We start from the raw sequence: 25,256 nt of genomic DNA, 5'->3' as shown, positions 1-25,256 counted from the left end.
CGAAGTGGACCGAGCCCGTCTCCTCGGTATCATGGCTGGGATCGCCTGACTCGGCGAGCACGATATTTCGCCAGGAAGGCCAGGAGAACACGTGGGTGACGATCGGGACCCGAACGCGCCCGTGCCCGAGGGCAGGGCTCCGTGGGAGCGCCCGATCTCGCGTGTTCGGCCGCAGTCTTCGGGCGCGCCCGAGGCCACACCACCGCGTCAGGACACGTCCCCGCCGAAGCCACCGATCGCGCCGACGGCACCCGCCGCACCCCGCGTCGAACAGCCCACGAGCGACGACTCCTCGCGCGACGGCGGCAGACTGAGCCGTCTCGTCAAACGAACCCCTCGCTCGGCCGACGGAGTATCCGTCGCCGAGTTGACGGCCAAGATGGCCGACGGTGACTCCTCCCAGGAATCGGCGGCAAAGGCCGACCGTCCCGACGTCGAGGCCCCGACGGAGAAGATCGACCCCGTCACCGACGCGACGCCCCGCCCGAAGACAGCCCAGCCGGAAGCCGTCGGAGCTCCCGCCGACGAACGGCCCGCGCTCACGCGCCTCGCGATGAGCAAGGTGCGTCGCCGCAAGCGCGCGAGGAACGTCGCGCGCGGCTTCGTCTCGATCCTCGCGATTCTGTCCGTGGCCCTGACGGGCGTCGTCTGGGGCTATCTGCGCAGCACCGACCGCGGCTTCGCCCAGGTCGCGGCCCTCGATCCCGATTCCACCGACGTCGTCGACGCCGCGGGCCAGTACGGCGACGAGACCTATCTGATCGTCGGCACCGACACCCGTGCCGGCGCGAGCGGCGAGATCGGCGCCGGAACCGTCGACGACGCCGAAGGCGCGCGGTCCGACACGGTCATGCTCGTCAACATTCCTGCCGACCGCAGCCGCGTCGTCGCCGTGTCGTTCCCGCGTGACCTCGATGTCACCCGCCCTGCGTGCGAGGGCTTCGACAACGACTCGAACACCTACACCGGCGAGATGTATCCCGCAGCCGACGGCGACAAACTCAACGCCACCTATGCACTCGGTGGTCCCAAGTGCCTCGTCAAGACGATCCAGAAGATCTCGGGTCTGAAGATCGGTCACTTCGTCGGCATGGACTTCGCCGGCTTCGAATCGATGGTCGACGAGATCGGTGGCGTCGAGGTCTGCACCCCGCAGCCCCTCGTCGACGGCGAACTCGGAACCGTCCTCGCGAATCCAGGCGAGCAACGCGTCGACGGACGTACCGCACTGAACTACGTCCGCGCACGCCACGTCGATTCGGAAGGCAACGGCGACTACGGACGCATCAAGCGGCAGCAACGTTTCCTGTCGTCGCTTCTTCGTTCGGCGCTCTCCAACAAGGTATTGCTCGATCCGGGCAAGCTGAACGGCTTCGTGAACGCCTTCACCAGTGACACGTTCGTCGAGAACGTCAAGACTCAGGATCTCGTCACGCTGGGCCGATCGCTGCAGAACGTCGATGCGGGCGCCGTCACGTTCCTCACGCTCCCCACGTCGGGCACGAACGACTGGGGCAACGAGATCCCCATGGACGACGCCATCTCCGCGATCTTCAGCGCCATCATCAACGACGACCCGCTGCCCGGTGAAGAGCGTTCGACTCCGACCGAGACGTCGGCCGCTCCCCCGGAGCAGGCGGCACCCGTCCTCGCGGTGGATCCGATGACGGTGTCGATCCAGGTCTCCAACGCGTCGGAGATGCCGGGCATGGCGGCAACGGCGTCCGAGGAGCTCTCGACCTACGGCTTCCAGATCGTGGGCGTCGGCAACTTCGTCGGGACCGCCGCACAGACCGTCGTCCGCTACTCGCCCGGGCAGGAATCCGAGGCAGCGACCGTGGCGTCGGGCATTCCGGGTGCCGTCGTCGAAGAGGGCCAGGGCCTCGACAGTCTCGTGGAAGTGGTGCTCGGAGCCGACTACCCCGGCTACACCACCGCCCCCACGATGTTCGGCCAGCCGATCGACGTCACGCGGGTTCAGGGCAGCACCGGATCCGCGCCGCTGCCGACGGATCTGGCGTTCACCAACGCTGCAGACGACACCTGCGCCTAGCCAGCGATCCATTCACACCCCGTTCACTCCGGCGTCCATGACTCGGTGCATGTGAGCTACTAAACTCCGAGGTTATGCGCGTCGCCTACAACGAACAGATGAACGAGTTGGCCGATCTCCTCGGTGGGATGGCCACTCTGGCCGGATCCGCCATGGACACGGCCACCCAGTCCCTCCTCCAAGCCGACCTGGTTCTCGCCGAACAGGTCATCTCCGACCACGACAAGATCACCGATCTCAGCGCCCAGTGCGAAGAGAAGGCTTTCTCCCTTCTCGCTCTGCAGGCTCCGGTCGCCGGCGATCTGCGTTCGGTCGTCTCCGGCATTCAGATCGTCGCCGACATCGATCGCATGGGCGCACTGGCACTGCACGTCGCGAAGATCACCCGCCGTCGTCACCCCAACCACACGCTGCCCGAAGAGGTCAACGGCTACTTCGCCGAGATGGGTCGCATCGCCGTCCAGCTCGGTGCGTCGGCACGCGAGGTGCTCGAGACTCGTGACCCCGAGCGGGCCGCCAAGCTTCGCGAAGAGGACGAGGCGATGGACGACCTGCACCGCCACCTGTTCACCGTCCTGATGGACCGTGAATGGAAGCACGGTGTGGCTGCTGCCGTCGACATCACGCTGCTCGGTCGCTACTACGAGCGTTTCGCCGATCACGCCGTCGAGGTCGGACGCCGAGTCATCTTCCTCGCCACCGGGGAACTGCCCAACGAGCTGAGCGCCACCCACCTGCCCAGCGCCTGACCTTCCATGGACCGAATGTCCCATTCGGTCACTGAAGGGGCTCGACAGCCCTCGGTGACCGAATGGGGCCGTCCGGTCACCTGAAGTGACCGAATGTGACATTCGCTCCGGTCGCCGTCGCCTTTCGCGCACGAGAAAACCCCCGAACCCAGTGGGCTCGGGGGTTTTCTCGTGTTCGAGTGTGGACGGTCTGCGGGAGTGGAGCCTGCAGGAACGCCCAGGCGCTTCTAGCCGAAGCGGCCCGAGATGTAGTCCTCGGTTGCCTTCTGCGACGGGTTGGAGAAGATCTTCTCGGTGTCGTCGAGCTCGATGAGCTTGCCCGGCTTGCCGGTGGCCTCGAGGTTGAAGAATCCGGTCTGATCGCTGACGCGTGCGGCCTGCTGCATGTTGTGCGTCACGATGACGATCGTGAAGTCCTTCTTCAGCTCGCCGATCAGGTCCTCGATCGCGAGGGTCGAGATCGGGTCGAGGGCCGAGCAGGGTTCGTCCATGAGCAGGACGTCGGGCTGCACGGCGATGGCGCGTGCGATGCAGAGACGCTGCTGCTGACCACCGGACAGTCCGCCGCCCGGCTTGTCGAGACGATCCTTGACCTCGTTCCAGAGGTTGGCGCCCTTGAGGGACCGCTCGGCGACCTCGTCGAGCTCCTTCTTGCTCTTGCCGCCCTGCAGTTTCAGGCCGGCGACGACGTTGTCGCGGATGGACATCGTCGGGAACGGGTTCGGACGCTGGAAGACCATGCCGATGGTCCGTCGCACACCGACGGGGTCGACGCCCGCACCGTAGATGTCCTCGCCGTCGAGCAGGACCGAGCCTTCGACGCGGGCACCCGGGGTGACCTCGTGCATGCGGTTGAGCGAACGGAGCACGGTCGACTTGCCGCAGCCGGACGGTCCGATGAACGCGGTGACGCCGCGAGGCGGAACAGCGAGGGTGACGTTCTGGACGGCGTGGAACTTGCCGTAGTAGATGTTGACGTCTTTGAGGTCGAGACGTTTTGCCATGGTCGGCTCCTGAAGTTTCTGTGAGGCTCGGCGGTCAGACGTTCTTGGGCGAGAAGAACTTGGAGACCAGCTTCGCGCCGATGTTGAGCAGGGCAATGATCAGGATCAGCGTCAGCGCTGCTCCCCACATGCGCTCGGAGGTGAGCGCGCCGGTTCCTGCCTTCTGCAGGTCGACCATCATGAGCGGCAGCGACGTCTGCGGCCCCGAGAACAAGTTGAAGTTGATCGCCGTCGCGGATCCGACGAGGATCAGCACCGGCGCCGTCTCACCCATGACGCGGGCGAGGGCGAGCATGATGCCGGTGACGATGCCGGAGAGGGCCGTCGGAACGACGATCTTGGCGATCGTCTTCCACTTCGGCACACCGAGCGCGTAGGACGCCTCGCGCAGATCCTGCGGGACGATGCGCAGCATCTCCTCCGCGGATCGAACGATGACGGGAATCATCAGCAGCACGAGCGCGAAAGCCACCGCCAGGCCGGAGCGTTCGAAGCCGAACGTAGCGATCCAGAGCGCGTAGATGAACAGCGCGGCGACGATGGACGGGACACCGGTCAGGATGTCGACCATGAACGTCGTGGCGCGGGCCAACCGGGTTCCTGCGCCGTACTCGACCAGGTAGATCGCGACGAAGATGCCGATCGGGATCGAGATCAGCGCGCAGAACAGACCTTGCGTGAGCGTGCCGACGATGGCGTGATACGCACCGCCACCCTCGATGAACTGGGTGATACCGGCCTGCGACTTCTGCCACCAGTTCGGGTTCACGACGGCCGAGAGACCACGCGAGACCACCGTGTACAGCACCCATACCAGGGGCACGAGGGCGATCAGAACGGCCAGGCTGACCAATACGGTCGCCGAAGCGTTCGAGAACTTGCGACGCGCGCTGACACCCTTGAAGGTCGGTTCCTTGACCGGGCGATCCATGGTTGCGGTCATGGCCTAGTCCTTCTTTCCTGCGATCGCGGCGCGGGCGCCTGCGTTGACCACGAAGGTGAGCACGAACAGCACCAGGCCGGCGGCGATGTAGGCGCCTGCCTGCAGCTGGTTGTTGAACTCGCCCGCGGCGAGAGCGATCTTGGTCGCGAACGTGCTACCACCGTCGAACAGGGTCCATCCGAACGTGGACTGCACACTGCGGATGATGATGTACAGCGCGATGGTCTCACCGAGTGCGCGACCGAGACCCAGCATCGAGCCGCTGACGAAGCCGGACTTGCCGAACGGGATGACGGTCGTGCGCACGACCTCCCAGCGCGTGGCGCCGAGGGCGAGTGCCGCTTCGATCTGGCCACGGGGGGTCTGCACGAACACCTCGCGGGTGACCGCGGCGATGATCGGAAGAATCATGACGGCGAGCACGATGCCGCCGGTGAAGATGGTGCCGCCGCCTGCGATCGAGACCGAGCCGGTCGCGAAGAGCGGGAACCAGCTCAGGTTCTCGTTGAGCCATTCGGCGAACGGACTGATGGCCGGCGCCAGAACGTAGAGGCCCCACAGACCGAAGACGATGGACGGCACCGCCGCGAGGAGGTCGATGACGTAGCCCAGCGGGCCCGCGACCCTCTTCGGTGCGTAGTGAGTCAGGTAGATGGCGATGCCCAGTGCGACGGGCATCGCGAGGATCAGCGCGAAGATCGACACCGTCGCCGTCACCAGGAACAGGTCGCGAATACCGAAGACCATCGCCGACGTGTCGGAGGTGTTCCACTGACCGTTGTAGGTGAGGAAGTTGACGGTGTTGTTCGACAACGCCGGTATGGCACGCCACAGCAGGAACACGCCGATAGCGGCGATGAGCGCGATGATGAAGACACCCGAGCCCGTGGCGAGGGTGGAGAAGATCCTGTCACCAGGGCGAACGACGGCGCCCTTGGCTTTCTTGTCCGACAATTGCTTGGGTTCTTCCGTATTCCGCGGCGCACCGCCTGCTGTGATGCTCGCCGCAGACGGACCGCCGGTGATCGATGTGGTGTCGCTCATACCGCTCACGTCTCTCGTGTAGTGGCCAGACGACGGGGTCCTACCCGACGCCACGGCACATGATGTGCCGTGGCGTCGAAGCAGGCTCTCGTCTCATTGAATCAGGCGATGGCGTTGATCGCAGTGACCAGACGTTCCTTGAAGGACTCGGGCAGCGGAACGTATCCGGCGGCTTCGAGGCCTTCCTGTCCTTCGTTGGCTGCGCTGAGCAGGAACGACTTGACTGCGGCCGAGGTGTCGGCGTCGTAGCCCGCCGAGCAGACGATCTCGTAGGTTGCCAGAACCAGCGGGTAGCTGTCGGCAGCGTCACTCGCGTACAGAGCGTCGATGTCGATGGCGAGGTCGTTGCCCTCACCGGAGAAGGTGGCGGTGTCGATGGCCGCGCCTGCGGTCTCGCTGCTCAGCTCGACCGGTCCGTTGCCGAAGTCGACCGACGCCATTCCCAGGCTCTCCTGCTCGGCGAAGCCCTTCTCGACGTAGGTGATCGAGCCGGGGGTTGCCGCGACGGCCTGTGCGACGCCCGACGAACCGTTCGCGCCCTCACCGACGCCACCGGCCCAGTCGGAGCTGTGGTCGAGGGTCCACGCCTCGGGAGCAGCGGCGGACAGGAATCGCTGGAAGTTGTCGCTGGTGCCCGACGAGTCGGAGCGGTAGATCGGCGTGATCGGGGTGGACGGCAGGGTCGCGCCCTCGTTCGCCGCGGCGATGGCCGGGTCGTTCCACGTGGTGATCTGGCCGTTGAAGATGCGAGCCGCGATCTCCGGGGTGACGACCAGGTTGTCGACGCCGTCGAGGTTGTAGGCGACGGCGATCGGGCCGAACACGAGCGGAAGGTTCCACGCCGGGTTGCCTTCGCAACGCTCGGCAGCCTGAGCAGCCTGCTCGTCCTTGATGGTCGAGTCGGAGCCGGCGAAGTCGACGAGGCCTGCGACGAACTGGGTGCGGCCGTTACCGGAACCACTGGTCGTGTACTCGACGGCCTGTCCGGAGCAGACGCCGGAGTAGATCGACGTGAAGTTGGACATTGCGTTCTGCTGAGCGGAAGAGCCTTCACCCGTCAGCGGGGACTTGCCCTCGCACGTTGCTGCCGAATCCGTGCCTGCGGCCGATTCGACGTTCGCGTCGCTGCCGCATGCAGTCAGCAGCATGGCGCCGACTGCGACTGCGCCTACGAGAGACGCGCTGCGCTTGAGCTTCACCTGTTTCCTCCGAGGATCTCGAGCCGTTCCACGCCAGAGGTCGGGCCGACCTCTACGTGATGGGAAGGTGCCGGCCACGTGGAACCTCGCACCGGGCCGCTCTGGGGCCGCCCAGATGAGAAGGTAGGGGGAGACGGTGGACGGTTACCCCCAGCTCGGTGAACGGAAGATGAACAGCTGGGCCGAATGTCCGGTTCTACCCGCGTGCGTAAGCCGCGTCGACGTGAAATCGATCGAAACCGAGGCGCTCGTAGGTGTGCACGGCCGCCGCGTTGTCCGCTTCGACGTACAGCAGCACGTCGTCGAGCTGCCGATTCTTCAGATAGTGCAGTCCGGCGAGCGTCAGGACGCGTCCGAGACCACGTCCCTGCGCAGCGGGGTCGATCCCGACGACGTAGACCTCGCCGATCTCGGCCTCGTCACCCTCGGCGGGATGAACCTTGGTCCAGTGGAATCCGAGGAGGGTGTCGGTACCTTCCTCGAACGCGAGAAACACGCCCGCCGGATCGAACCACGCCCCGTCACGGCGCTCAGCGATGTCCTTGTCGGTCCAGCCACCTTGTTCGGGGTGCCACGAGAACGCCGCATTGTTGACGCGAAGGAGCTCCGCGTCGTCCTGATGGCCGCGATAGGTGCGCAGCGAAACCCCTTCGGGCACAACGACATCGGGCAATTCCGGCGCGGCGAGCGGGCGACGCATCTGCAGCAGCTCTCTCGCCACCTCCAGCCCGAGGTTCGACGCGACGGCGCGCGCGGGCGCCAGATTGCCGTGCGCCCAGACCCGTGCGTCGTCGCCACCTTCGGTGAGGGCACGTTCGACGAGCATGCGACCGATCCCCCGACCTCGGAACGTCGGGTCGACGACGACCTCCGCCATCGCGGGCGCATTCTCGTTCGACGGGACGACACCCGCGTAGCCGACGACCGTCGCTCCGTCCGTCGCGACGAGGTGGACGGAATCGCCGTCGGCCGTGACGGCCTTGACCGCCTGCTCCGAGATCGGAGCGGTGCCGTCGGCCACCGTTGCGCGGGAGACGATCGCGAGGATGTCCTCGGCCATGGCCTCGGTGATCGACGCGAACTCGGCCTTGGCGATGTCGAACGACACAGTCATGTTCTCTACGCAGTACTTCCGTTGGTGGAGCTGAATTCGATGTCGTCACCGTCGGCGAAATCGTCGCCGGTGGTGTCGGCGTCCGGCGCGACCGGTCCGCCTTTCCTGCTCGGCCGGACGGCCTTGTATCCCACGTTCCGGACGGTCCCGATGAGCGACTCGTACTCGCTACCGAGTTTGGCGCGGAGGCGTCGCACATGCACGTCGACGGTTCGGGTGCCGCCGAAGAAGTCGTAGCCCCAGACCTCCTGCAGCAGCTGCGCGCGCGTGAAGACGCGACCCGCATGCTGCGCGAGGTACTTGAGCAGCTCGAACTCCTTGTACGTGAGATCGAGCGGACGCCCGCGCAGGCGGGCGGTGTAGGTGCCCTCGTCGATGACGAGCTCACCGAGGGTGATCTTGCCCGACGCTTCCGGGCTCGCGACGCCACCGGATCGACCGGCCAGCAGCCGGAGCCGGGCGTCGAGTTCCGCCGGTCCCGTACCGGGGAGCAGGATGTCGTCGAGACCCCATTCCGAGTTGACCGCGACGAGGCCGCCTTCGGTCAGCACCGCGACGACCGGGATCGCGGAGCCGGTGCTGCCGAGCAGCCTGCACAGCCCGCGCGCCGCCGCGAGATCGGTCCGCGCATCGACGACCGCGATGTCCGCCGAGCCTGCCTCGAGAAGCGACGACACCTCGGTGGGGGCGGGCCGCACGTGATGCGCCAGAAGCGCGAGCGACGGTAGAACAGCCTCCGGATTGGGATCGGAGGTCAGAAGCAGAAGCTCCACACCGCCTCCATTCTTGCCGCTGTCGTGCCGAGATCGCATCGAGTCGACGTGTCAGGTCACCAGCTCACCCAAGACGGAGTGAGCTGCTTGTTCAGGGGTTCAGACTAGCGTGCCCGCGGCTACCTCCGTTCGACGCACCGACCGATTCGTCGGTCACAATGGTCGAATGCGGAAACTCATCATCGGTCTCGTGAGCCTCGTGGCGCTCGCCCTCGTCGTCGACTTCGGGGTGGCCGCCTATTCGGAGTATCGAGTCTCGCGTGCCATCCGCCAGGGCGGCGACCTGCCGTCGGATCCACAGGTGACCGTGCACGGATTCCCGTTCCTGACGCAGGCCGTCGACGGCCACTATCGAAACGTCGAGATCAGGGCACAGGACGTACCGAACGACTACGTGCGCGCGACGACCATCGAGGCGAACCTGCGCGGCGTCTCGATTCCGCTGTCGGACCTGGTCGACGGCTCGGTCCGCACCGTCCCGGTCGACGAACTGGACGGGCGGGTCCGCATCGAGGCGACCGACCTCGGCCGGTTCCTGGGCATCGTCGACCTGCAGGTATCCGCTCCCCCGGCCGACAAGTCGGATGGAACGGGCGGTTCGGGCGGCTCCGGTATGACGACCAACGGCGGTGTCGTTCTGACCGGCACCGTGCCCGTCGGGCCGATCGAGACGGAGGTCAGCGTCCAGGCGGACCTCATCCTCGACGGCGACAGCGTCGACATCGTCGCGAGCGACTTCTACTTCGGACCCGAAGGCAGCGCCGACTTCTCCATCCCCGATGTCGTCAAGCCTGCCGTGCTCGGTCTGTTCACCAAGACCATCGATCGCCAGACCCTGCCGTTCGGAGTGCTGCCGACCGACGTGTACGCCGAAGGCTCGCAGATCGTCATCGAGGGCACCGCGGAGAACACGACGATCGACCTCGACCAGATCGACGCACCATGACGGGAATCACAGTCCTCGTCATCGCGGTGATCGTTGCGGTGTCGCTCGGACTGGCGATTCGCCACCGGTCCGGACGCGTGATCGACACGTCCGGCGCCACCGTCCCTCAGGAGCTGCACACTCTCCTCGAGAGCGCCGGTGCCAGGCCGGGCGCACCGACGGTCCTGCACTTCTCCGCGGAGTGGTGCGGGCCGTGCGCCGCGGTGCGCCGCGTCGTCGGGCAAGTTCTCGCGGACACGGACGGGCCGGTGGATCTCGAGGTGGATATCGACGACCATCCCGAGCTCGCGCGAGAGCTCGGGGTGCTGTCGCTGCCGACGACGTTCGTGCTGGATCGCGAACTGGCGCAACGCGCCCGCATTCCCGGCGTCCCGACGGCGGCATCGCTGCGATCCGCCCTGCTCCACCTGTAGTTTCGACCGGTCGCGTTCTCCGCTAGAATCCTCTCCTGTGTCCCACCGCCAGGAGCTGTTGCTCACCAGTCGACGCACGGTAGATCTGTGCCGACTGGGCGGTTGTTGCTGTCGCTGCCGCTGATCGTCCGAACCCTGGGGCGCCGTCGCGCCCTGGCCCGAAGTTCGAGATGACCACTGCGAACCGTCGTTCGCGGGTCCTGCAGATCGTCCGTTTGTCAACGAACGCTGGAGCACGCACACACCATGTCTTCCGATATCCGTTCCACCGTCGACCAGGTCGACGTTCGTGGTCCACGGTTCGCCGCCTGGATCACCACGGTGGTTCTCGCCGCTGTCCTCGTCCTGTCCACCGTCGACGTGACGGTCGCTGCGATCCTGCTCGCAGCGCAAGCCGTCGTCTTCGCGATCGGGGCCGCTGTCGGCCCGCGCCGTAGTCCGTACGGCCGCGTGTTCGCCGCTGCGATCGCGCCACGCCTCTCACCCACCACCGAGCGCGAGCCCGTTGCGCCCCTGAAGTTCGCACAGCTCGTCGGCTTCGTCTTCGCAGCCGTCGGCGTCGTCGGCTTCGTTGCCGGCGTGCCCGTACTCGGTACCGTCGCAACCGGATTCGCTCTCGTCGCCGCCTTGTTGAACGCGGCGTTCGCGATCTGCCTCGGCTGTCAGATCTACCCCTTCGTGGCACGACTGCGGACACAATCCTCCAGTGCCTGACCGCTCGACCCCCCCACCGACCGAAGTAAAGAAAGATCGAAAGGAAACCCATGGCTCGCTCCGACGTCCTGGTCTCTGCCGACTGGGCCGAGCAGAACCTGAACGCCCCGAAGACCGTCTTCGTCGAGGTCGACGAAGACGCAAGCGCCTACGACGGCGGTCACATCGAGGGCGCAGTGAAGCTCGACTGGCGCAAGGACCTCCAGGATGCCGTTCGCCGCGACTTCCTGAACCAGGACCAGTTCTCCGACCTGCTGTCGGCCAAGGGCATCTCGAACGACGACACCGTCGTTCTGTACGGCGGCAACAACAACTGGTTCGCCGCCTACGCCTACTGGTACTTCAAGCTGTACGGCCACAAGGACGTCAAGCTGATCGACGGCGGTCGCAAGAAGTGGGAACTCGACGGTCGTCCCCTGTCGAAGGACGTCGTCACCCGCGAGACCACGCAGTACCGCGCCGAGGCTCCCGACCTGTCGATCCGCGCATTCCGCGACGAGGTCATCGACGCCATCGGTAACAAGAACCTCGTCGACGTGCGTTCGCCCGACGAGTTCTCCGGCAAGATCCTCGCTCCCGCACACCTTCCGCAGGAGCAGGCGCAGCAGCGTGGACACGTCCCCGGCGCCATCAACATCCCGTGGAGCACCACCGCGAACGAGGACGGCACCTTCAAGGACGACGACGCCCTCGAAGCCCTCTACAAGGAAAAGGGCTACGACGAGGACAAGGCGACCATCGCCTACTGCCGCATCGGCGAGCGTTCGAGCCACACCTGGTTCGTGCTCAAGGAGCTGCTCGGAAAGTCGGACGTCAAGAACTACGACGGAAGCTGGGTCGAATACGGCTCGCTCGTCGGAGCACCCATCGAGTTGGAGGTTCACTGATCATGTGTGGAGCACCCGTACAGGGCCAGACCATTCCCGCAGGCGTCGACGTCGAGAAGGAGACGGTCATCACCGGCCGCGTTCTCGCGTCCGACGGTGAGCCCGTCGGCGGCGCGTTCGTGCGTCTGCTCGACGGCACCGGAGAGTTCACGGCCGAGGTCGTGGCATCCGGAACCGGCGACTTCCGCTTCTTCGCGGCTCCCGGCAACTGGACGCTGCGCGCGCTGTCCTCGTCCGGCAACGGACAGGCAGACATCGCCCCCGAGAGCGCAGGCATCCACTCGGCGAACGTGACCGTCGGAGTCTGATCCTCGAAACATCAAAAGCCCCACACCTTCTCGAAAGGTGTGGGGCTTTTGCGGCTTCGCCGTCCTACTCCTGGGTCCGGGCGTTCTGCGGCGGGAAGACGCCCTCCGGTACGACGACGCCGAGCGAATCGAGAAACGCTCCGAGATCGCTGTCCCGGGTGACCGTGCCGGGCTCGGGAACGAGCGCGGGCATGGGCGCGGGCGCGGGCACGGGGTTTGCCTCCGGTCGGGGTTCGGGGGCTGCATCGGCCGGTGCGGCGCTCTCCGCTGCCTTCCGATCCCGCTCGGTCTTCGCCAGATCCGTCACCCACGCGACGATCTTCTCGCTCTCCCACTCGCGTCCGTCGTTCGGATTGTTGTTCCAGTAGAGGAGGTGCTGGAGGAAGCCGATGAAGATGTACGGCTCGACGACGACGTCGACGATTCCCTTGTTGTTCTCGACGAGGCCTTCACCTTCTGCCCGCAGCTTGTTCCTGACCGTCTCGACTCCGGGCCCCATGGCCCAATTCAGGTCCGCGAGAAGCTGATCCGGGCTGAGCGCGTCGACGGCAGCGCCTTCGTCGACACGGTAGGTCTGGTCGGACACCTTCAGCAGAACTTCGAGCAGTGTCTCGTCGGATTCGAGCCAGTTCTTGTTCGTGGCGATGTCGATGATGGCCCTGGTCGCGATGTTCGCGACCGTGCGTCCGAAGTCCGCGACGGTCTGGACGGGGTTCAGGACGGTGAACCGCATCTGGCCGAGCACTCCGAGAGCGAGATTCAACGCCAGGATGTTGTCCGGGGCGTCGCATGCGAGGTCGTACGGACGGCACGACCATGTCACCTTGTCCCGAAGAGTGCCGTAGTCCCTCGGCGCCTGCGCCTGGAAGCCGCCACCGGACGGGCCGGGTTCGTCGAAGTTGGGCGCGCCCGCAGGACGGTACGGCGCGCCGATCATCACGACGCCTGCGATGTCGTCGCCGGTCACCGACGCGTTCGAATCACGGTGTCCGAGTTCGACGGCCACCCGTTCGACGACCTCGCCGCCGACGCTGTAGCCGAGGAGCACGAACTTCGTCGCGTCGCCGCACTTGGTCTTGTACTCGTCGAGCAGGCGGTTGGTCGACGCCACCCCGTCGGCGACGGACTGCTGGTACGTCTCGACGTCGTTCAGCACCCCGAGCCCGTACGTCGACGGGTACGGCACGTAGAGCCAGCCCACGCTGCCGGGACTTCCCGCATTGACCTGGCCGACAGGGAGTGTGACGTTTCCCACCCAGTTCGACGCCACCGATCGGGGCTCCTCGTTGAGCGGATCACGGTCGGAGTCCGAGTCCGTGGCGCCGGACACCGCGAGCATCAGCACGTCCGGGCAGTCCTGCGCGTAGTTGTTCGGGTCGATGTTCGGTTCGTCCGAGGAACCGGTGCCGGACGAACCGCTGTCGGCCGAACCCGAGTCCGGAGCAGCCGAAACTGCTGGTGGGGCCACTAGAAGCACAACCGCGGCAAGTGCCACGGACGCAGACAGCAACGAGCCTGCACGCAATCGGCGACGCATGGATTCAGGTCCTTCCCCAGAATTCGAAACACTCGAACACACCAGTAGCGCCGGGCATTTCACACCCCGGGCCCGACGCCACGAGGGAAAGGTACCGTGCCGAACGAGATTACGAGCTAATCGAGGGCCAACCGATAAACCGCGTGGCCGATCGTTGGGAAAAGACACTATTGCGTGTGTCCGCGCGGGACCGCTCTGCGACCGAGAAGAACCCTGGGTCTAAACTGGCGTCGTGGTCATCTTCTTCGAGGTCCTCCTGGCGCTCGCCGCAGTCGCCATCATCGCGTTCTCGCTGTACGTCGTCTACCGCTTGGTCACCGACGAATCGTGAGTGATCGCGCCGCCGACCAGCCGGACGAGACTCGGTCGGGCAACGAGGCGATCGCCGAGGCAGCCGAGAAGTTCGCGTCGACGTCGACGCGCAACATCCCGACGCTGCCCGATCTGCCGCACCCGGACGACACCGCCAACCTACGGTTGGGCCCGGATCTGAACCCTGCGCTGCTCGCGCTGCTCCCGCTCGTCGGTGTGTGGCGCGGCGAGGGCGAGGGCCGCGATCCGGAATCCGGCGTCGAGTACGCGTTCGGTCAGCAGATCGTCGTCTCGCACGACGGTGGCCCGTACCTGGGGTGGGAATCACGCTCCTGGCGACTCGACTCCGACGGCAACTACGCCCATCCCGACCTTCGTGAGGCCGGATTCTGGCGCGTGAGCGGCGGCGACGGCGTCAAGGGCAGCGAGAACGAGGAAGTTCTGGAACTGCTGCTGACGCACAGCACCGGCGTCGTCGAGCTGTACTACGGCCACGCACTCAACCAGTCGTCGTGGGAACTGGCCACCGATGTGGTCATTCGCTCGACGTCCGGCGCACTCGTCGGCGGCGCCAAGCGTCTGTACGGCATCGTCGAGGGTGCAGATCTCGCCTACGTCGAAGAGCGCATCGGCGCCGACGGCGAACTCACGCCGCGCCTCTCCGCTCGCCTCTCCCGTTACATCGGCTGACTTCGTACAACCCTGCCGCGCGTTCACACCGAAAATGTCGGTTGTGAGCGTGCGGCAGTGTCGTATGTCGGCCCACGAAGCGGAACAGCCCCCGAGCCGTACCTGCTGGTGCAGGTCCCGGTCGGACGGACCGGGGGCTCGGGGGCCGGGTAACTGCCGTGGATTCGCTCGCCGCGTGCGCGGGGGTGAATCCGTCAGCGACAGCGGCTAGCTGGCAGCCACCTCACGCGTCCTAGAGTTCTTCAACTTCAGACCACCTCCTCTCTCGTGTACTCAACAAAGTACGCGGAGATTCGTTGCTCGGCAAAGGATTATTCGAGCGCCGGATCCTGCGTAGCGTCGGACAGGTCGACGACCAGGTCAGCGCCGGTTCTCTCGGGCAACTGGTGCGTGACCAGCACCACGGTGCGTTCCGGATCGACGAGCCCGGACCGCGCGTCCAGCAACGCCCGCAGCAGCTGTGCCCCGCCTTGGTCGTCGAGGTGCTCGGTGGGCTCGTCGAGCAGCAGGACCGGGGCCTCGGACAACAGAGCCCTCGCCAGCAGGATGCGACGACGTTGGCCACCGGAGACTGCGTCGGCGCCTCCGGCGAGCACCGTGTCGACGCCGTCGGGCACGCTGTCGATCCACTGTCGCAGTCCGACCTTGTCCAGCACCGCACGTGCAGTGTCCGCGTCGACGTCCCCTCGAACGACCCGCAGGTTCTCCAGGATGGTCGTCTCGAACAAGTGCGCGTCCTCGGCGAAGAACACGGCCCCCGCGGCGTCGACGCGTCCCGCGACGGGTGGGAGGAGTCCCGCCAGCGTCATCAGCAACGTCGTCTTACCCGCGCCGCTCGGACCGACGACGGCGACGCGGCTGCCCGCGGGAAGGTCGAGATCGATCTGTCGCGTGACGACGGTCGATTCTGGCCAGCCGCAGTGCAGCCCGACGGCACCGACGCGGTTCTGAAGCCCATCGAGCTGCTGCAGTGGAGTCTGAAGGAATGACCCGAATGCCTGCGCAGGTCGGCCTGCGTCGTCGAGCAGCGCCACGATGCGCGACGCCGACAGCCGTGCTCGGGTCAGGGCCGTCGCCGCGGCAGGCAGCGCCGACGTCGCCTCGAACGCCGCCAGCGGGACCAGCACGATGATCGCGAGGGCCATCGGCGTCATCCCGCCCGGGGCGCCGCCGCTGGGACCGTACAGTCCGATACCGACGAGCAGCGACCCCAGCACGGACGCGCCGATCGACAGCGGGAGCGCCGCGTCGGCGAATGCTCCGGACGTCGCCGCGCGGTCCTTCGCGCGGACTGCACGCCGGTTGGCGGCCGACATCTCGTCGAGCGTCTCGGTCAGGCGTCCCGCGACTCGGAGCTCGGCACCGTGGTCGAGCGCACGCACGGCGGCTTCGGCGAATTCCGAACGCGAACGGACGCCCTCGGACTCGTGGATCGACGCCGATCTCGCAGCCAGTATCGGCGCCAGCACTCCGGCGATCACCAACACACCGAACAGGATCGCTGCGGCGCCGATCGACACGAACCCGAGCAGTACGACGGCCGCCACCATCAGGATCGTCGACACCAGAATCGGAACGACGGCCTTGACGACGACGTCACCGAGCACGTCCACGTCGGCGCCGGTACGCGTCATCAGATCTCCACGGCGAAGCCCTGCCGCAGCGGCAGGCTGCCCGGACGCCAGACGCTCGTAGAGCCGTGTGCGCGCCGCCGTCGTGCCCCGCAGGGCCGTGTCGTGCGTCGCGAGCCGTTCGAGGTAGCGGAACACCCCTCGCGAGATGCCGAGGGCTCGCACCGCGACGACGGCGACGGTCAGGTCCAGTACCGGCGGCATCTGCCAGGCGCGGGTGATGAGCCACGCGGAGACCGCCGCGAGCGTCAGGGCGCTGCCGAGGGTGGCGACGCCTGCCGCCACCGACAGTGCAACGCGCTTCGGCTCGAGTTCGAGCAACGACGTTGCCCGACGCAGGTCACGGAAGCTTATCGGACGTCACCTCCACCACGACGTCGGCGGAGTCCAGCACTGCGCGCCGGTGTCCCACCATCACGACGGTTCTTCCCTGTGCCGCGAGCCGGCGCACCGACGCGAGCACTGTTCGTTCGCTGTCGGCGTCGAGGTGCGCGGTCGGCTCGTCGAGCAGAACGACGGGCGCCGACGACGTCAGTACCCGTGTCAGGGCCAGCCGTTGGCGCTGCCCCAGCGACAGACCGAGGCCACCGGTCCCGACGACCGTGTCCCATCCCGACGGCAGTTCGCCCAGCACCGTGTCGAATCCCGTTGCGATGCATGCCAGTCGGAGCACTTCCGGATCCGGACGCGCACCGGTGAGAGCGAGATTGTCGTCCAGTGTCCCCGGCAGGATCACCGGATGCTGCGGCAGCCACGCGACCTGACTCCACCACGAGGGGCTGTCCAACTCCGCGAGATCGACGTCGCCGATCGTGACGTGACCGGACGACGGCGTCGTGAGACCCAGAATCACGTGCAACGCAGTCGATTTGCCGGATCCGTTCGGGCCGGCGAGCACCGTCACGGCCCCGGGACGGAACGACGCGTTCAGGTCGTGCGGCGCCGACCGATCCCGCGCGTCGGCCGAGATGCCGGTCAGGGTGATCGTCGCGCCTGCCGCATCGATCGCACGCGTTCCTGCCTGCCGCGCAGGTGCCCGATCGAGCACGGCGAACGCCTTCACCGATGCCGCCACACCGTCTTCCGCGGCGTGGAACTGCGCGCCGACCCGTCGCAGCGGCACGTACACCTCGGGGGCCAACACGAGTGCGATGATGCCTGCTTCGAGCGCCATGTCACCGAACACCAGCCGCAGTCCGATGCTGACGGCGACGAGCGCAACACACAGTGTCGCAAGCAGTTCCAGCACCATCGAGGACAGGAACGCGATACGTAGCGCTCGCATCGTCGCCCGACGGTGTGCGTCGCCGAGTGCCCTGATGCGTTCCGCTGGTCCACGCTCACGGCCGAGCGCTCGCAGCGTGGGAAGTCCGGCGATCAGATCCAGCAATTGCGAGGACAGACGCGTCATCGACACGAGCGTCTTCTCCGCCCGCCCCTTCGTCAGCAGCCCGATCAGGATCATGAAGATCGGGATGAGAGGAAGCGTGAACACGATGATCAGGGCCGACGTCAGATCCTGAAACAGGATGACCAGCAACGTCGCCGGTGTCAACGTTCCCGCCAGGATCAACGACGGCACGTAGCCCGTCAGGTACGGCGCGAGGCCGCCGAGCGCCCGCGTCGCGACCGTCGCGACATCGTTGCGCTCCGATGCGAGCACGCGGGGATCGCCGAGGGACGCAGTGCGGACGACGTCGTTCTCCAGTTCCTCGACGACGCGCGACGCCGCACGGTGCCCGTAGCGCGACTGCAACCAGGTCGCCGCAACGCGAACGACGATGGCGCCGAACAGGATCCACAACTGGGTCGACCACTCCGCGATGGACCGCGCATCGGTGGTGATGACGCCTGCGAGGACCTCGCCGATCATCACCGCCGACACGATGATGCCTGCGGTGTCGACGATCGAGAACAGAACTGTCAGAACGAGATACCGGCGCGCAGACTTCGAGTATCGCCACAATCGCGGGTCGATCGGGCCGCGCGACGGCTTCTCGGTGGTGGTCATCGCGGCCTGACCGTCAGTCCGATCGACTCCGGGATGTGTGCGGTGGAGATTCGCTTGCGGAAGACCCAGTACGTCCACGCCTGGTAACCGATGACGACGGGAGCCACGAATGCTGCCGCCCAGGTCATCACCTTCAACGTGTACGGGCTCGACGACGCGTTGGCGATGGTCAAGCTGAAGCTCGGGTCCGTCGTCGAAGGCATCACGAAAGGGAACAGCGAGCCGAACAACAGGACCACCACGGCGACGACGGCCACCGTCGTGAAGACGAAGGCCCAGCCCTCTCGGACGCGGGCGGTGAGTGCGACGACGGCGATCAGCGAGACCGCGGCGATCGCGACCATGATCCACGTCCAACTCTTGCCGTGAGCCAGCTGTGTCCACAGAGCGAATCCGCCGCCGACGACGACGGCCGGAACCGACAGTCGCACAGCCATCTTCACTGCGTCCTCGCGGACGTCACCCGACGTCTTCAGAGCGATGAAGACGGCACCGTGCAGCGCGAACACCAGGGCCATCGTCGCCCCACCGAGAAGTGCGTACGGCGACAGCAGGTCGAAGAACCCGGCCGTGACCTTCTTGTTCTCGTCGATGGCCACCCCGTCGACGATGTTCGCGAACGCGACGCCCCACAGGATCGACGGCACCCACGAACCGATTCCGATGCCGAGGTCGCACCGACGTCGCCACACCGGGTCGTCGATCTTGCCGCGGTACTCGATCGCGCAGATTCGCAGAATCAACGCGACGAGGATGAGCAACAGCGGAAGGTAGAAGCCGCTGAACAGCGTTGCGTACCACTCGGGGAACGCCGCGAACAACGCCCCGCCTGCCGTGATGAGCCAGACCTCGTTGCCGTCCCACACCGGTCCGATGGTGTTCAGGACCGCGCGACGCCGCTTCTCCCCCACCTCGGGATCGGCATGTCGCCTCGATGGGTCGTTCCGCAGGCTCCCCTCCCGGCCGAAAATCGGCATGAGCATTCCCACTCCGAAGTCGAAGCCTTCGAGGACGAAGTAGCCGACGAACAGTACTGCGATTGCGACGAACCAGAATTCCTGAAGTCCCATGATCGTCTCCCTAGTACGCGAACGAAAGCTGGGCGGTGTCGGCGTCGGACTCGTCGACGGCGTGCGGGTGGGCGTCGTGCTCGAGCGGGCCTTCGAGAACGTAGCGCCTGATCAGGAAGAACCACACGCAGCCGAGCGCGGCGTACAGCAGTGTGAAGGTAGTGAGCGACGCGATCACCAGCGAGACCGGATGATCCGACACACCCTGGTCGACGGTCAACCGAATCTGGTCGATCCCGTTCAGGTTCGGTGCGACGACCCAGGGTTGGCGCCCCATCTCGGTGAAGATCCACCCTGCGCTGTTGGCGAGGAACGGCGTCGGGATCGCAGCCAGGCTGAGCCACGAGAACCACGTCTGGTTCGGAACGCGACCGCCGCGGGTGACCCACAGGCCCGCCAGGGCGAGGAGCGCAGAACCGGCCGCCAGGCCGATCATCATGCGGAACGCCCAGTACGTGACGAACAGATTCGGACGGTAGTTGCCCGGTCCGAATTGTTGCTCGTACTGCTCCTGCAACTGGTTGACTCCCTGAACTGTTGCGCCGAAGTCGTTTTCGGCGAGGAACGAGGTCAGGCCGGGGATCGAGATGAGATGTTCGACGGATTCGCAGTTGTTGTGCGTGCCGACGGTCAGCAACGAGAACGATGCACCGGTTTCGGTGTTGCACAACGATTCCGCCGACGCCATCTTCATCGGCTGCTGCTCGAACATGAGCTTGCCCTGGACGTCGCCGGTGACGGCGAGCGCAACGCCCGCAACGATCATGACGACGAACGACATCCGCGCCGCAGGACGGAACATGTTCCGCGAGTCGACGTCTCGATTCTTACGCGCCTCGCGGACCATCCACCACCCCGAGATGCCTGCGACGAACGTCGCCGCGGTCAGGAATGCGCCTGCCACCGCGTGCGGGAATGCGGCGAGCGCCGTGCTGTTGGTCAGCAGCTCCCAGATACTCGTCAGTTCGGCGCGACCGGTCTCGGGGTTGTAGATCGCCCCGACGGGATGCTGCATCCACGAGTTCGCGGCGATGATGAAGAAAGCGGAAGCGTTGACACCGATCGCGACGAGCCAGATCGTCGCCAGGTGAACCACTTTGGGCAACCTGCCCCAGCCGAAGATCCACAGTCCGAGGAACGTGGATTCGAGGAAGAACGCGACCAGACCTTCGAGCGCGAGTGGCGCACCGAACACGTCGCCGACGAAGCGAGAGTACTCACTCCAGTTCATTCCGAACTGGAACTCCTGGACGATGCCGGTAGCGACGCCCAGCGCGAAGTTGATCAGGAACAGCTTGCCGAAGAACTTGGTGAGCCGATACCAGGAATCCTTCTTGGTGACGACCCACATCGTCTGCATCGCGGCAACGATGGGCGCCAGACCGATGGTCAGCGGAACAAGGATGAAGTGGTAGACAGTCGTGATTCCGAACTGCCACCTCGAGACGTCCAAGGCGTCCATGAGCAACTCCGAACTCGCGGGAGGGCAACAACGCTGTTGCCGCTGCACAAGAGGCTTGCCGCAGCGAGTTCGAATGTACTACTACGCGTAGTAGTAGCTCAAGAGTCGGCGGCCTCGGCGTCGGCCGTTTCGACGGCCGTGTCGACCATGGAACGGACGTCCTCGGCGATCTCCGGGACACCCAGTTTCACTCCGTTCAGCGTCACGACACGAGCCGCGAGCGTGATGGACGAGACGAGCCAAACACCATCGGCCGCAACGAGATCCGCGGGGTAGACATCCGCCCGCTCGCAGGTGAACCCCTTGCCCTCCGCGACCCGAAACAACGCGTCGACGGTGGTACCCGCGAGGATGCCGTGCTCGGCCGGCGGTGTGACGAGAGTCTTACCGCGCGCGAGCACGACGGTCGACCGCGGGCCCTCGAGAACGCGTCCTTCGCTGCTCGTGTAGACGACGTCGTCGGCACCCATGCGGGCCGCGTGCCGTAGAGCCGCCATGTTCGTCGCGTACGACAGCGTCTTGGCGCCCATCAACTGCCACGGGGCGTCGGCCGCGAAATCCACCGAATAGCCGCGCGCGAGGGTGATCGCGGACACCCCCTCCGAGCGAGCTTTCGCCACCCGCGCGTGCACGGGGCCGACAGTCGCGAAACCTGTCGGGTCGCCGCCGCTCTCGCGGCCACGGCTCAGCACCAGCCGCAGCGCACCTTCGTCCGTGGACAGCGACGACCATTCGTCGACGGCCTGCGCGACGAGCAGACGCCACTCGTCGAGGTCGGGTGCGGGCAGGTCGAGTGCCGCTGCCGACGCCGTCAACCTGGCCAGATGGGCTTCGACGCCACAGGGCGCCCCGCCGCGCACGAGGAGTGTTTCGAATATTCCGTCCCCTCGAACGACCGCGAGGTCGTCGGCACACAGAAGCGGAGCGTCCGCGTCGTGAACTTGCCCGTCGAGGGTGACTACTACGCGTTCCGACATGGAGGCAGCTTAGCCACGCGGGTCGTGCTCCTACTATGGAGAACGTGTCCGATACCGTCGCGATCCCACCGAGCCCTCTGCTCACTCTCCCCGACGCAGTGCCTTCTCCCGAAGATTCGCCCGACCATGCTGTGGCGTGGCACTACGGCAACCCGTTCGGCGAGCAACGCGACGCGGCGACAGGCGCGGCCGTCGTCGATCGATCACACCGCTTCGTCATCGCCATCGCGGGCGACGAACGGTTGACCTGGCTCGACACCATCTCCAGTCAGCTCGTGAAGACCCTGGCCGACGGCACCTCCGCCGAAAATCTGTCTCTCGACGTCAACGGCCGCGTCGAGCATCACTTCGTGCAGACCGACCTGGACGGCGTCACCTGGATCGACACCGAGGCCGCCTCGGGACCGGCGTTGCTCGCGTTCTTGAAGAAGATGGTGTTCTGGTCCAAGGCCGAACCACGCGACGGCAGCGAACTGGCCGTCCTGAGCCTCCTGGGTCCTACTGCCGCCACGGTGCTCGAGGCCGTCGGTGCACCTGTCCCGGACGGCATCTACGACGCGGTCGCCCTCGACGGCGGCGGGTTCGTGCGCCGCATGCCGTGGCCGGGCGAGAACGCGTTCGACCTGCTGGTCCCCCGGGCCTCGTCGACGACCTGGTTCACGTCGTTGCGCGACGCGGGTGCCACCCCGGCCGGCACGTGGACGTTCGACGCGCTGCGCGTCGAATCGCTACGCCCCAGGATCGGGATGGACACCGACGAGAAGACGATCCCGCACGAGGTGCGCTGGATCGGCGGTGTCACCGAGCACGGCGCGGTGCATCTGGACAAGGGCTGCTATCGCGGGCAGGAGACCGTCGCGCGCGTCCACAATCTCGGCCGGCCACCTCGCCATCTCGTGTTGCTGCATCTCGACGGGTCCGCCGACGGGCGTCCCGTCACCGGCGACGACGTCACTGCCGGAGGGCGAGCCGTCGGACGTCTGGGTACCGTCGTCGATCACTTCGAATTGGGCCCGATCGCTCTCGCGCTTCTCAAGCGCACCATTCCCGTGGACACCGAACTCGTCGCGGGCCCGTGTGCCGCGTCGATCGATCCCGACTCGGTGCCCAGTTACGACGACGTACAGGCAGGCCGTGCGGCCGTCGATCGCCTTCGCGGCCGATGACCGGCCGGATCGAAGCCGTCTGCGTCGTGCACGCGGACGTTCCCTTCGGGCGTCGCGCAGTCGTGGATTCGGCGATCGACAAACGGCCCGCAGTCGGCCCCGTCGACGTCGGGGAGCACGGTCTGTCGGGTGACTACAGCCGTGACACGAAGTTCCACGGTGGCGGCGATCAGGCCCTCTACGCGTACGACGAGAGCGAGGCCGCGCGCTGGGCGTCGGAACTGAATCGCGACGTCCCGGCCGGCTGGTTCGGCGAGAACCTGCGGACGTCGGGCGTGGCCGTCACCGACGCCGTGATCGGATCGCGGTGGCGGGTCGGCACGACGCTGCTCGAAGTGACCATTCCCAGGCGCCCGTGCGGCACCTTCGCCCGGTGGGTCGACGAGCCCCGTTGGGTCCGACGGTTCACCGAACGCGGTGACGTCGGCGCGTATCTGAGGGTGATCGAGACCGGCGTGTTGACTGCAGGTGACGCGGTCGTCGTCGAGGACGTGCCTGCACACGGCGTCACGGTGAGACACCTCTTCGAGGGCACCGATGTCGACGGCCTGACGCGACTTCTGGAGTCGCCGAACCTTGCGACGAAGGTCGAACGCGACGTCAGAGCGGCATTGGGCGTCGGATCCAAATCGTGATCCTTACCCGGCCTCACGACGTTTATGCTGGTAGTTACCGTGCAGACACATTCTGAGATGAAGCGAACAGGCGCCATACGGAGTCCGTATGAGCATCTGAGCCATTCGCGCGCTAGAGTGTGTGCCAGGAAGAAATACCAAATCTAACGGGGCGCCCAAATTTCCCCAGGCCGCCCCGCAAGTCCGCGAGGGGGCAACGCCATGGGCCGAGGCAGGGCTAAGGCAAAGCAGACAAAGGTCGCTCGTGAGCTGAAGTACAGCTCGCCGACAACCGACTTGGAGAGTCTGCAAAGAGAGCTCTCCGGTCATTCGTCCAACTCCCATCGTGGCGGCATCACCTCGGACTCGGATGGATATTCCCGAGTCGAGGAAGACGAGTACGAGGACTGGCGACGCTGAACAGCGATACATGACAAGTGAGGGGGAGCCGCACTGCGGCTCCCCCTCACTTGTTCTCGTCGTTTCTCAGAAACGCGGGTGGTTGCCCACCAGGTGCGCACGCTCGACGGTCTCCGACTTGTCCGTCGACTTCTTGACGGTTCCCAGAGTCCAGCAGTCGATGTGGCGTGCCGTCAGCACGGCAAGAGCACGGTCCACGTCCTCGGGTGCGACGATGGCGACCATTCCGACGCCCATGTTGAACGTCTGTTCCATCTCTGCACGCTCGACTCGTCCGCGCTGCGCGATGAGCGAGAACACCGGCGCCGGGCTCCACGTCGCGCGGTCCAGTTCGGCGACGAGACCGGCAGGCATGACGCGGGCGAGGTTGTTGGCCAGTCCGCCACCGGTGACGTGGCAGAACGTGCGCACGTCGGTCTCCGCGGCGAGCGCGAGGCAGTCCTTGGCGTAGATCTTCGTCGGCTCGAGCAGTTCCTCACCGAGCGTGCGACCGAATTCCTCGACGTGTCCACCCAGGTCCATGTGGTTGATCTCGAGCAGGACCTTGCGGGCCAGCGAGTAACCGTTGGAGTGCAGACCGGACGATCCCATCGCGATGACGACGTCACCGGGACGCACACGATCGGGTCCGAGCACCGCATCGGCCTCGACGACGCCGACGCCTGTCGCGGACAGGTCGTAGTCGCCGTCGGCCATCAGTCCCGGGTGCTCGGCCGTCTCGCCGCCGAGCAGGGCGCAGCCGGCGATGACGCAGCCTTCTGCGATGCCCTTGACGAGTTCCGCGACCATCTCGGGCACGACGCGGCCGACCGCGATGTAGTCCTGCAGGAACAGCGGTTCCGCGCCACAGACGACCAGGTCGTCGACGACCATCGCCACGAGGTCCAGGCCGACGGTGTCGTGCTTTCCGAGCGCCTGCGCGACGGCGATCTTGGTGCCGACGCCGTCGGTCGAGGCGGCGAGGATCGGCTCGCGGTAGTCGCCCTTCAGCGAGAAGAGGCCCGCGAATCCACCGAGGCCACCCATGACCTCGGGTCGCGAAGCCTTCTTGGCAAGTGGTGCGAAGAGTTCGACCGCGCGGTCACCTGCTTCGATGTCGACGCCTGCCGCGGCGTAGGAAGCACCGCCCGAAGATGCTGCGTGGGGTGGTCGGGAATCCTCGGTCATGCGGCTCCAGCCTTGTATTCGTAATTCGGTTGCGCGGTGACGCGCACAGTTG

General features: G+C 66.2%; 24 protein-coding genes. 11 read left to right on the top strand and 13 right to left on the bottom strand.

Annotation, left to right across the window (positions count from 1 at the left end):
- Positions 1 to 91 precede the first annotated feature (91 nt).
- The gene (locus RhoFasB10_RS06385; RefSeq protein ID WP_167675635.1) at positions 92 to 2,053 is read left to right on the top strand and encodes an LCP family protein; all 1,962 of its coding nucleotides are present in this window, start codon (positions 92 to 94) and stop codon (positions 2,051 to 2,053) included.
- A 74-nt stretch (positions 2,054 to 2,127) separates the two neighbouring features.
- On the top strand, positions 2,128 to 2,802 hold the full coding sequence (gene phoU, locus RhoFasB10_RS06380; RefSeq protein ID WP_167675633.1) for a phosphate signaling complex protein PhoU: 675 nt from the start codon (positions 2,128 to 2,130) through the stop codon (positions 2,800 to 2,802).
- Positions 2,803 to 3,029: 227 nt separating this feature from the next.
- Here the strand turns inward: phoU and pstB are convergent, their stop codons facing one another.
- The 6 genes from pstB to RhoFasB10_RS06350 all read right to left on the bottom strand — a co-directional run bounded on the left by pstB (position 3,030) and on the right by RhoFasB10_RS06350 (position 8,879).
- The gene (gene pstB / locus RhoFasB10_RS06375; protein WP_114331292.1) at positions 3,030 to 3,806 is read right to left on the bottom strand and encodes a phosphate ABC transporter ATP-binding protein PstB; all 777 of its coding nucleotides are present in this window, start codon (positions 3,804 to 3,806) and stop codon (positions 3,030 to 3,032) included.
- A gap of 34 nt (positions 3,807 to 3,840) precedes the next feature.
- On the bottom strand, positions 3,841 to 4,749 hold the full coding sequence (pstA, locus tag RhoFasB10_RS06370; RefSeq protein WP_167675631.1) for a phosphate ABC transporter permease PstA: 909 nt from the start codon (positions 4,747 to 4,749) through the stop codon (positions 3,841 to 3,843).
- Positions 4,750 to 4,752: 3 nt separating this feature from the next.
- The gene (pstC, locus tag RhoFasB10_RS06365; protein ID WP_068424862.1) at positions 4,753 to 5,793 is read right to left on the bottom strand and encodes a phosphate ABC transporter permease subunit PstC; all 1,041 of its coding nucleotides are present in this window, start codon (positions 5,791 to 5,793) and stop codon (positions 4,753 to 4,755) included.
- Positions 5,794 to 5,894: 101 nt separating this feature from the next.
- Positions 5,895 to 6,992, bottom strand: a complete 1,098-nt coding sequence (gene pstS, locus RhoFasB10_RS06360; RefSeq protein ID WP_068424865.1) for a phosphate ABC transporter substrate-binding protein PstS — start codon at positions 6,990 to 6,992, stop codon at positions 5,895 to 5,897.
- A gap of 196 nt (positions 6,993 to 7,188) precedes the next feature.
- Entirely contained in the window at positions 7,189 to 8,106 is a 918-nt protein-coding gene (mshD, locus tag RhoFasB10_RS06355) for a mycothiol synthase (protein WP_167675629.1), read from the bottom strand.
- A 5-nt stretch (positions 8,107 to 8,111) separates the two neighbouring features.
- The gene (locus tag RhoFasB10_RS06350) at positions 8,112 to 8,879 is read right to left on the bottom strand and encodes a response regulator transcription factor (protein ID WP_068426095.1); all 768 of its coding nucleotides are present in this window, start codon (positions 8,877 to 8,879) and stop codon (positions 8,112 to 8,114) included.
- Positions 8,880 to 9,045: 166 nt separating this feature from the next.
- Between RhoFasB10_RS06350 and RhoFasB10_RS06345 the strand changes: the two genes are divergently transcribed.
- From RhoFasB10_RS06345 to RhoFasB10_RS06325, 5 genes are all read left to right on the top strand, one after another.
- Complete coding sequence (locus RhoFasB10_RS06345) at positions 9,046 to 9,825, top strand: LmeA family phospholipid-binding protein (protein ID WP_167675627.1); 780 nt, start codon at positions 9,046 to 9,048, stop codon at positions 9,823 to 9,825.
- Positions 9,822 to 10,238 (top strand): thioredoxin family protein, encoded by a 417-nt coding sequence (locus tag RhoFasB10_RS06340; protein ID WP_167675626.1) that lies wholly within the window; start codon positions 9,822 to 9,824, stop codon positions 10,236 to 10,238. The genes RhoFasB10_RS06345 and RhoFasB10_RS06340 overlap by 4 nt, the downstream gene beginning before the upstream one ends.
- A 246-nt stretch (positions 10,239 to 10,484) precedes the next feature.
- A complete protein-coding gene (locus RhoFasB10_RS06335; protein WP_068424877.1) occupies positions 10,485 to 10,952 on the top strand; it encodes a DUF4395 domain-containing protein in 468 nt (155 codons plus the stop codon).
- Positions 10,953 to 11,002: 50 nt separating this feature from the next.
- Complete coding sequence (locus tag RhoFasB10_RS06330; protein WP_068424880.1) at positions 11,003 to 11,839, top strand: sulfurtransferase; 837 nt, start codon at positions 11,003 to 11,005, stop codon at positions 11,837 to 11,839.
- 2 nt (positions 11,840 to 11,841) lie between these two features.
- Positions 11,842 to 12,147: a DUF1416 domain-containing protein gene (locus RhoFasB10_RS06325; RefSeq protein ID WP_068424883.1), complete on the top strand. Its 306-nt coding sequence runs from the start codon at positions 11,842 to 11,844 to the stop codon at positions 12,145 to 12,147.
- Positions 12,148 to 12,211: 64 nt separating this feature from the next.
- On the opposite strand, the gene RhoFasB10_RS06320 is transcribed toward RhoFasB10_RS06325, so the two are convergent.
- Positions 12,212 to 13,684: a cutinase family protein gene (locus tag RhoFasB10_RS06320; protein WP_167675624.1), complete on the bottom strand. Its 1,473-nt coding sequence runs from the start codon at positions 13,682 to 13,684 to the stop codon at positions 12,212 to 12,214.
- 327 nt (positions 13,685 to 14,011) lie between these two features.
- On the opposite strand from RhoFasB10_RS06320, the gene RhoFasB10_RS06315 reads away from it, so the two are divergent.
- Positions 14,012 to 14,686, top strand: a complete 675-nt coding sequence (locus RhoFasB10_RS06315) for an FABP family protein (protein WP_068424889.1) — start codon at positions 14,012 to 14,014, stop codon at positions 14,684 to 14,686.
- 311 nt (positions 14,687 to 14,997) lie between these two features.
- On the opposite strand, the gene cydC is transcribed toward RhoFasB10_RS06315, so the two are convergent.
- The 5 genes from cydC to RhoFasB10_RS06290 all read right to left on the bottom strand — a co-directional run bounded on the left by cydC (position 14,998) and on the right by RhoFasB10_RS06290 (position 21,837).
- Positions 14,998 to 16,638 carry a thiol reductant ABC exporter subunit CydC gene (cydC, locus tag RhoFasB10_RS06310; protein ID WP_240930931.1) on the bottom strand — a complete coding sequence of 547 codons (1,641 nt, stop codon included), beginning with the start codon at positions 16,636 to 16,638 and terminating at the stop codon, positions 14,998 to 15,000.
- 19 nt (positions 16,639 to 16,657) lie between these two features.
- Entirely contained in the window at positions 16,658 to 18,328 is a 1,671-nt protein-coding gene (cydD, locus tag RhoFasB10_RS06305) for a thiol reductant ABC exporter subunit CydD (RefSeq protein WP_167675622.1), read from the bottom strand.
- Positions 18,325 to 19,398 (bottom strand): cytochrome d ubiquinol oxidase subunit II, encoded by a 1,074-nt coding sequence (gene cydB, locus RhoFasB10_RS06300; protein WP_167675620.1) that lies wholly within the window; start codon positions 19,396 to 19,398, stop codon positions 18,325 to 18,327. Before cydB ends, cydD begins: the two co-directional genes overlap by 4 nt.
- A gap of 10 nt (positions 19,399 to 19,408) precedes the next feature.
- The gene (locus tag RhoFasB10_RS06295; protein ID WP_167675618.1) at positions 19,409 to 20,860 is read right to left on the bottom strand and encodes a cytochrome ubiquinol oxidase subunit I; all 1,452 of its coding nucleotides are present in this window, start codon (positions 20,858 to 20,860) and stop codon (positions 19,409 to 19,411) included.
- A gap of 98 nt (positions 20,861 to 20,958) precedes the next feature.
- Positions 20,959 to 21,837 carry an aminodeoxychorismate lyase gene (locus tag RhoFasB10_RS06290; protein WP_068424904.1) on the bottom strand — a complete coding sequence of 293 codons (879 nt, stop codon included), beginning with the start codon at positions 21,835 to 21,837 and terminating at the stop codon, positions 20,959 to 20,961.
- A 44-nt stretch (positions 21,838 to 21,881) separates the two neighbouring features.
- Here RhoFasB10_RS06290 and RhoFasB10_RS06285 point away from each other — a divergent pair, with 44 nt between their 5' ends.
- The 3 genes from RhoFasB10_RS06285 (at position 21,882) to RhoFasB10_RS06275 (ending at position 24,037) form a co-directional block, all read left to right on the top strand.
- Positions 21,882 to 23,003 carry a folate-binding protein YgfZ gene (locus tag RhoFasB10_RS06285; RefSeq protein WP_174551401.1) on the top strand — a complete coding sequence of 374 codons (1,122 nt, stop codon included), beginning with the start codon at positions 21,882 to 21,884 and terminating at the stop codon, positions 23,001 to 23,003.
- Entirely contained in the window at positions 23,000 to 23,638 is a 639-nt protein-coding gene (locus tag RhoFasB10_RS06280; RefSeq protein ID WP_068424910.1) for an MOSC domain-containing protein, read from the top strand. The genes RhoFasB10_RS06285 and RhoFasB10_RS06280 overlap by 4 nt, the downstream gene beginning before the upstream one ends.
- A 201-nt stretch (positions 23,639 to 23,839) precedes the next feature.
- Entirely contained in the window at positions 23,840 to 24,037 is a 198-nt protein-coding gene (locus tag RhoFasB10_RS06275; RefSeq protein WP_084423698.1) for a DUF3073 domain-containing protein, read from the top strand.
- Positions 24,038 to 24,103: 66 nt separating this feature from the next.
- On the opposite strand, the gene purM is transcribed toward RhoFasB10_RS06275, so the two are convergent.
- Positions 24,104 to 25,204 (bottom strand): phosphoribosylformylglycinamidine cyclo-ligase, encoded by a 1,101-nt coding sequence (gene purM / locus RhoFasB10_RS06270; RefSeq protein ID WP_068424914.1) that lies wholly within the window; start codon positions 25,202 to 25,204, stop codon positions 24,104 to 24,106.
- Between the last annotated feature and the right edge of the window lie 52 nt (positions 25,205 to 25,256).

It is taken from the genome of Rhodococcus sp. B10 (assembly GCF_011770055.1).
In the GTDB taxonomy this organism is placed as follows: domain Bacteria; phylum Actinomycetota; class Actinomycetes; order Mycobacteriales; family Mycobacteriaceae; genus Rhodococcoides; species Rhodococcoides kyotonensis_B.
The sequence above is the reverse complement of the archived record's forward strand: the minus strand, read 5'-3'. Positions and strand labels throughout refer to the sequence as shown.

Coding starts and splice junctions, on each gene's coding strand:
- mshD (WP_167675629.1), bottom strand. CDS start 8,106: ATGACTGTGTCGTTCGACATCGCCAAGGCCGAGTTCGCGTCGATCACC.
- RhoFasB10_RS06325 (WP_068424883.1), top strand. CDS start 11,842: ATGTGTGGAGCACCCGTACAGGGCCAGACCATTCCCGCAGGCGTCGAC.
- RhoFasB10_RS06275 (WP_084423698.1), top strand. CDS start 23,840: ATGGGCCGAGGCAGGGCTAAGGCAAAGCAGACAAAGGTCGCTCGTGAG.
- RhoFasB10_RS06345 (WP_167675627.1), top strand. CDS start 9,046: ATGCGGAAACTCATCATCGGTCTCGTGAGCCTCGTGGCGCTCGCCCTC.
- cydD (WP_167675622.1), bottom strand. CDS start 18,328: ATGACCACCACCGAGAAGCCGTCGCGCGGCCCGATCGACCCGCGATTG.
- purM (WP_068424914.1), bottom strand. CDS start 25,204: ATGACCGAGGATTCCCGACCACCCCACGCAGCATCTTCGGGCGGTGCT.
- cydB (WP_167675620.1), bottom strand. CDS start 19,398: ATGGGACTTCAGGAATTCTGGTTCGTCGCAATCGCAGTACTGTTCGTC.
- RhoFasB10_RS06330 (WP_068424880.1), top strand. CDS start 11,003: ATGGCTCGCTCCGACGTCCTGGTCTCTGCCGACTGGGCCGAGCAGAAC.
- RhoFasB10_RS06290 (WP_068424904.1), bottom strand. CDS start 21,837: ATGTCGGAACGCGTAGTAGTCACCCTCGACGGGCAAGTTCACGACGCG.
- pstB (WP_114331292.1), bottom strand. CDS start 3,806: ATGGCAAAACGTCTCGACCTCAAAGACGTCAACATCTACTACGGCAAG.
- RhoFasB10_RS06280 (WP_068424910.1), top strand. CDS start 23,000: ATGACCGGCCGGATCGAAGCCGTCTGCGTCGTGCACGCGGACGTTCCC.
- RhoFasB10_RS06295 (WP_167675618.1), bottom strand. CDS start 20,860: ATGGACGCCTTGGACGTCTCGAGGTGGCAGTTCGGAATCACGACTGTC.
- pstC (WP_068424862.1), bottom strand. CDS start 5,793: ATGAGCGACACCACATCGATCACCGGCGGTCCGTCTGCGGCGAGCATC.
- RhoFasB10_RS06320 (WP_167675624.1), bottom strand. CDS start 13,684: ATGCGTCGCCGATTGCGTGCAGGCTCGTTGCTGTCTGCGTCCGTGGCA.
- phoU (WP_167675633.1), top strand. CDS start 2,128: ATGCGCGTCGCCTACAACGAACAGATGAACGAGTTGGCCGATCTCCTC.
- pstA (WP_167675631.1), bottom strand. CDS start 4,749: ATGACCGCAACCATGGATCGCCCGGTCAAGGAACCGACCTTCAAGGGT.
- RhoFasB10_RS06340 (WP_167675626.1), top strand. CDS start 9,822: ATGACGGGAATCACAGTCCTCGTCATCGCGGTGATCGTTGCGGTGTCG.
- RhoFasB10_RS06335 (WP_068424877.1), top strand. CDS start 10,485: ATGTCTTCCGATATCCGTTCCACCGTCGACCAGGTCGACGTTCGTGGT.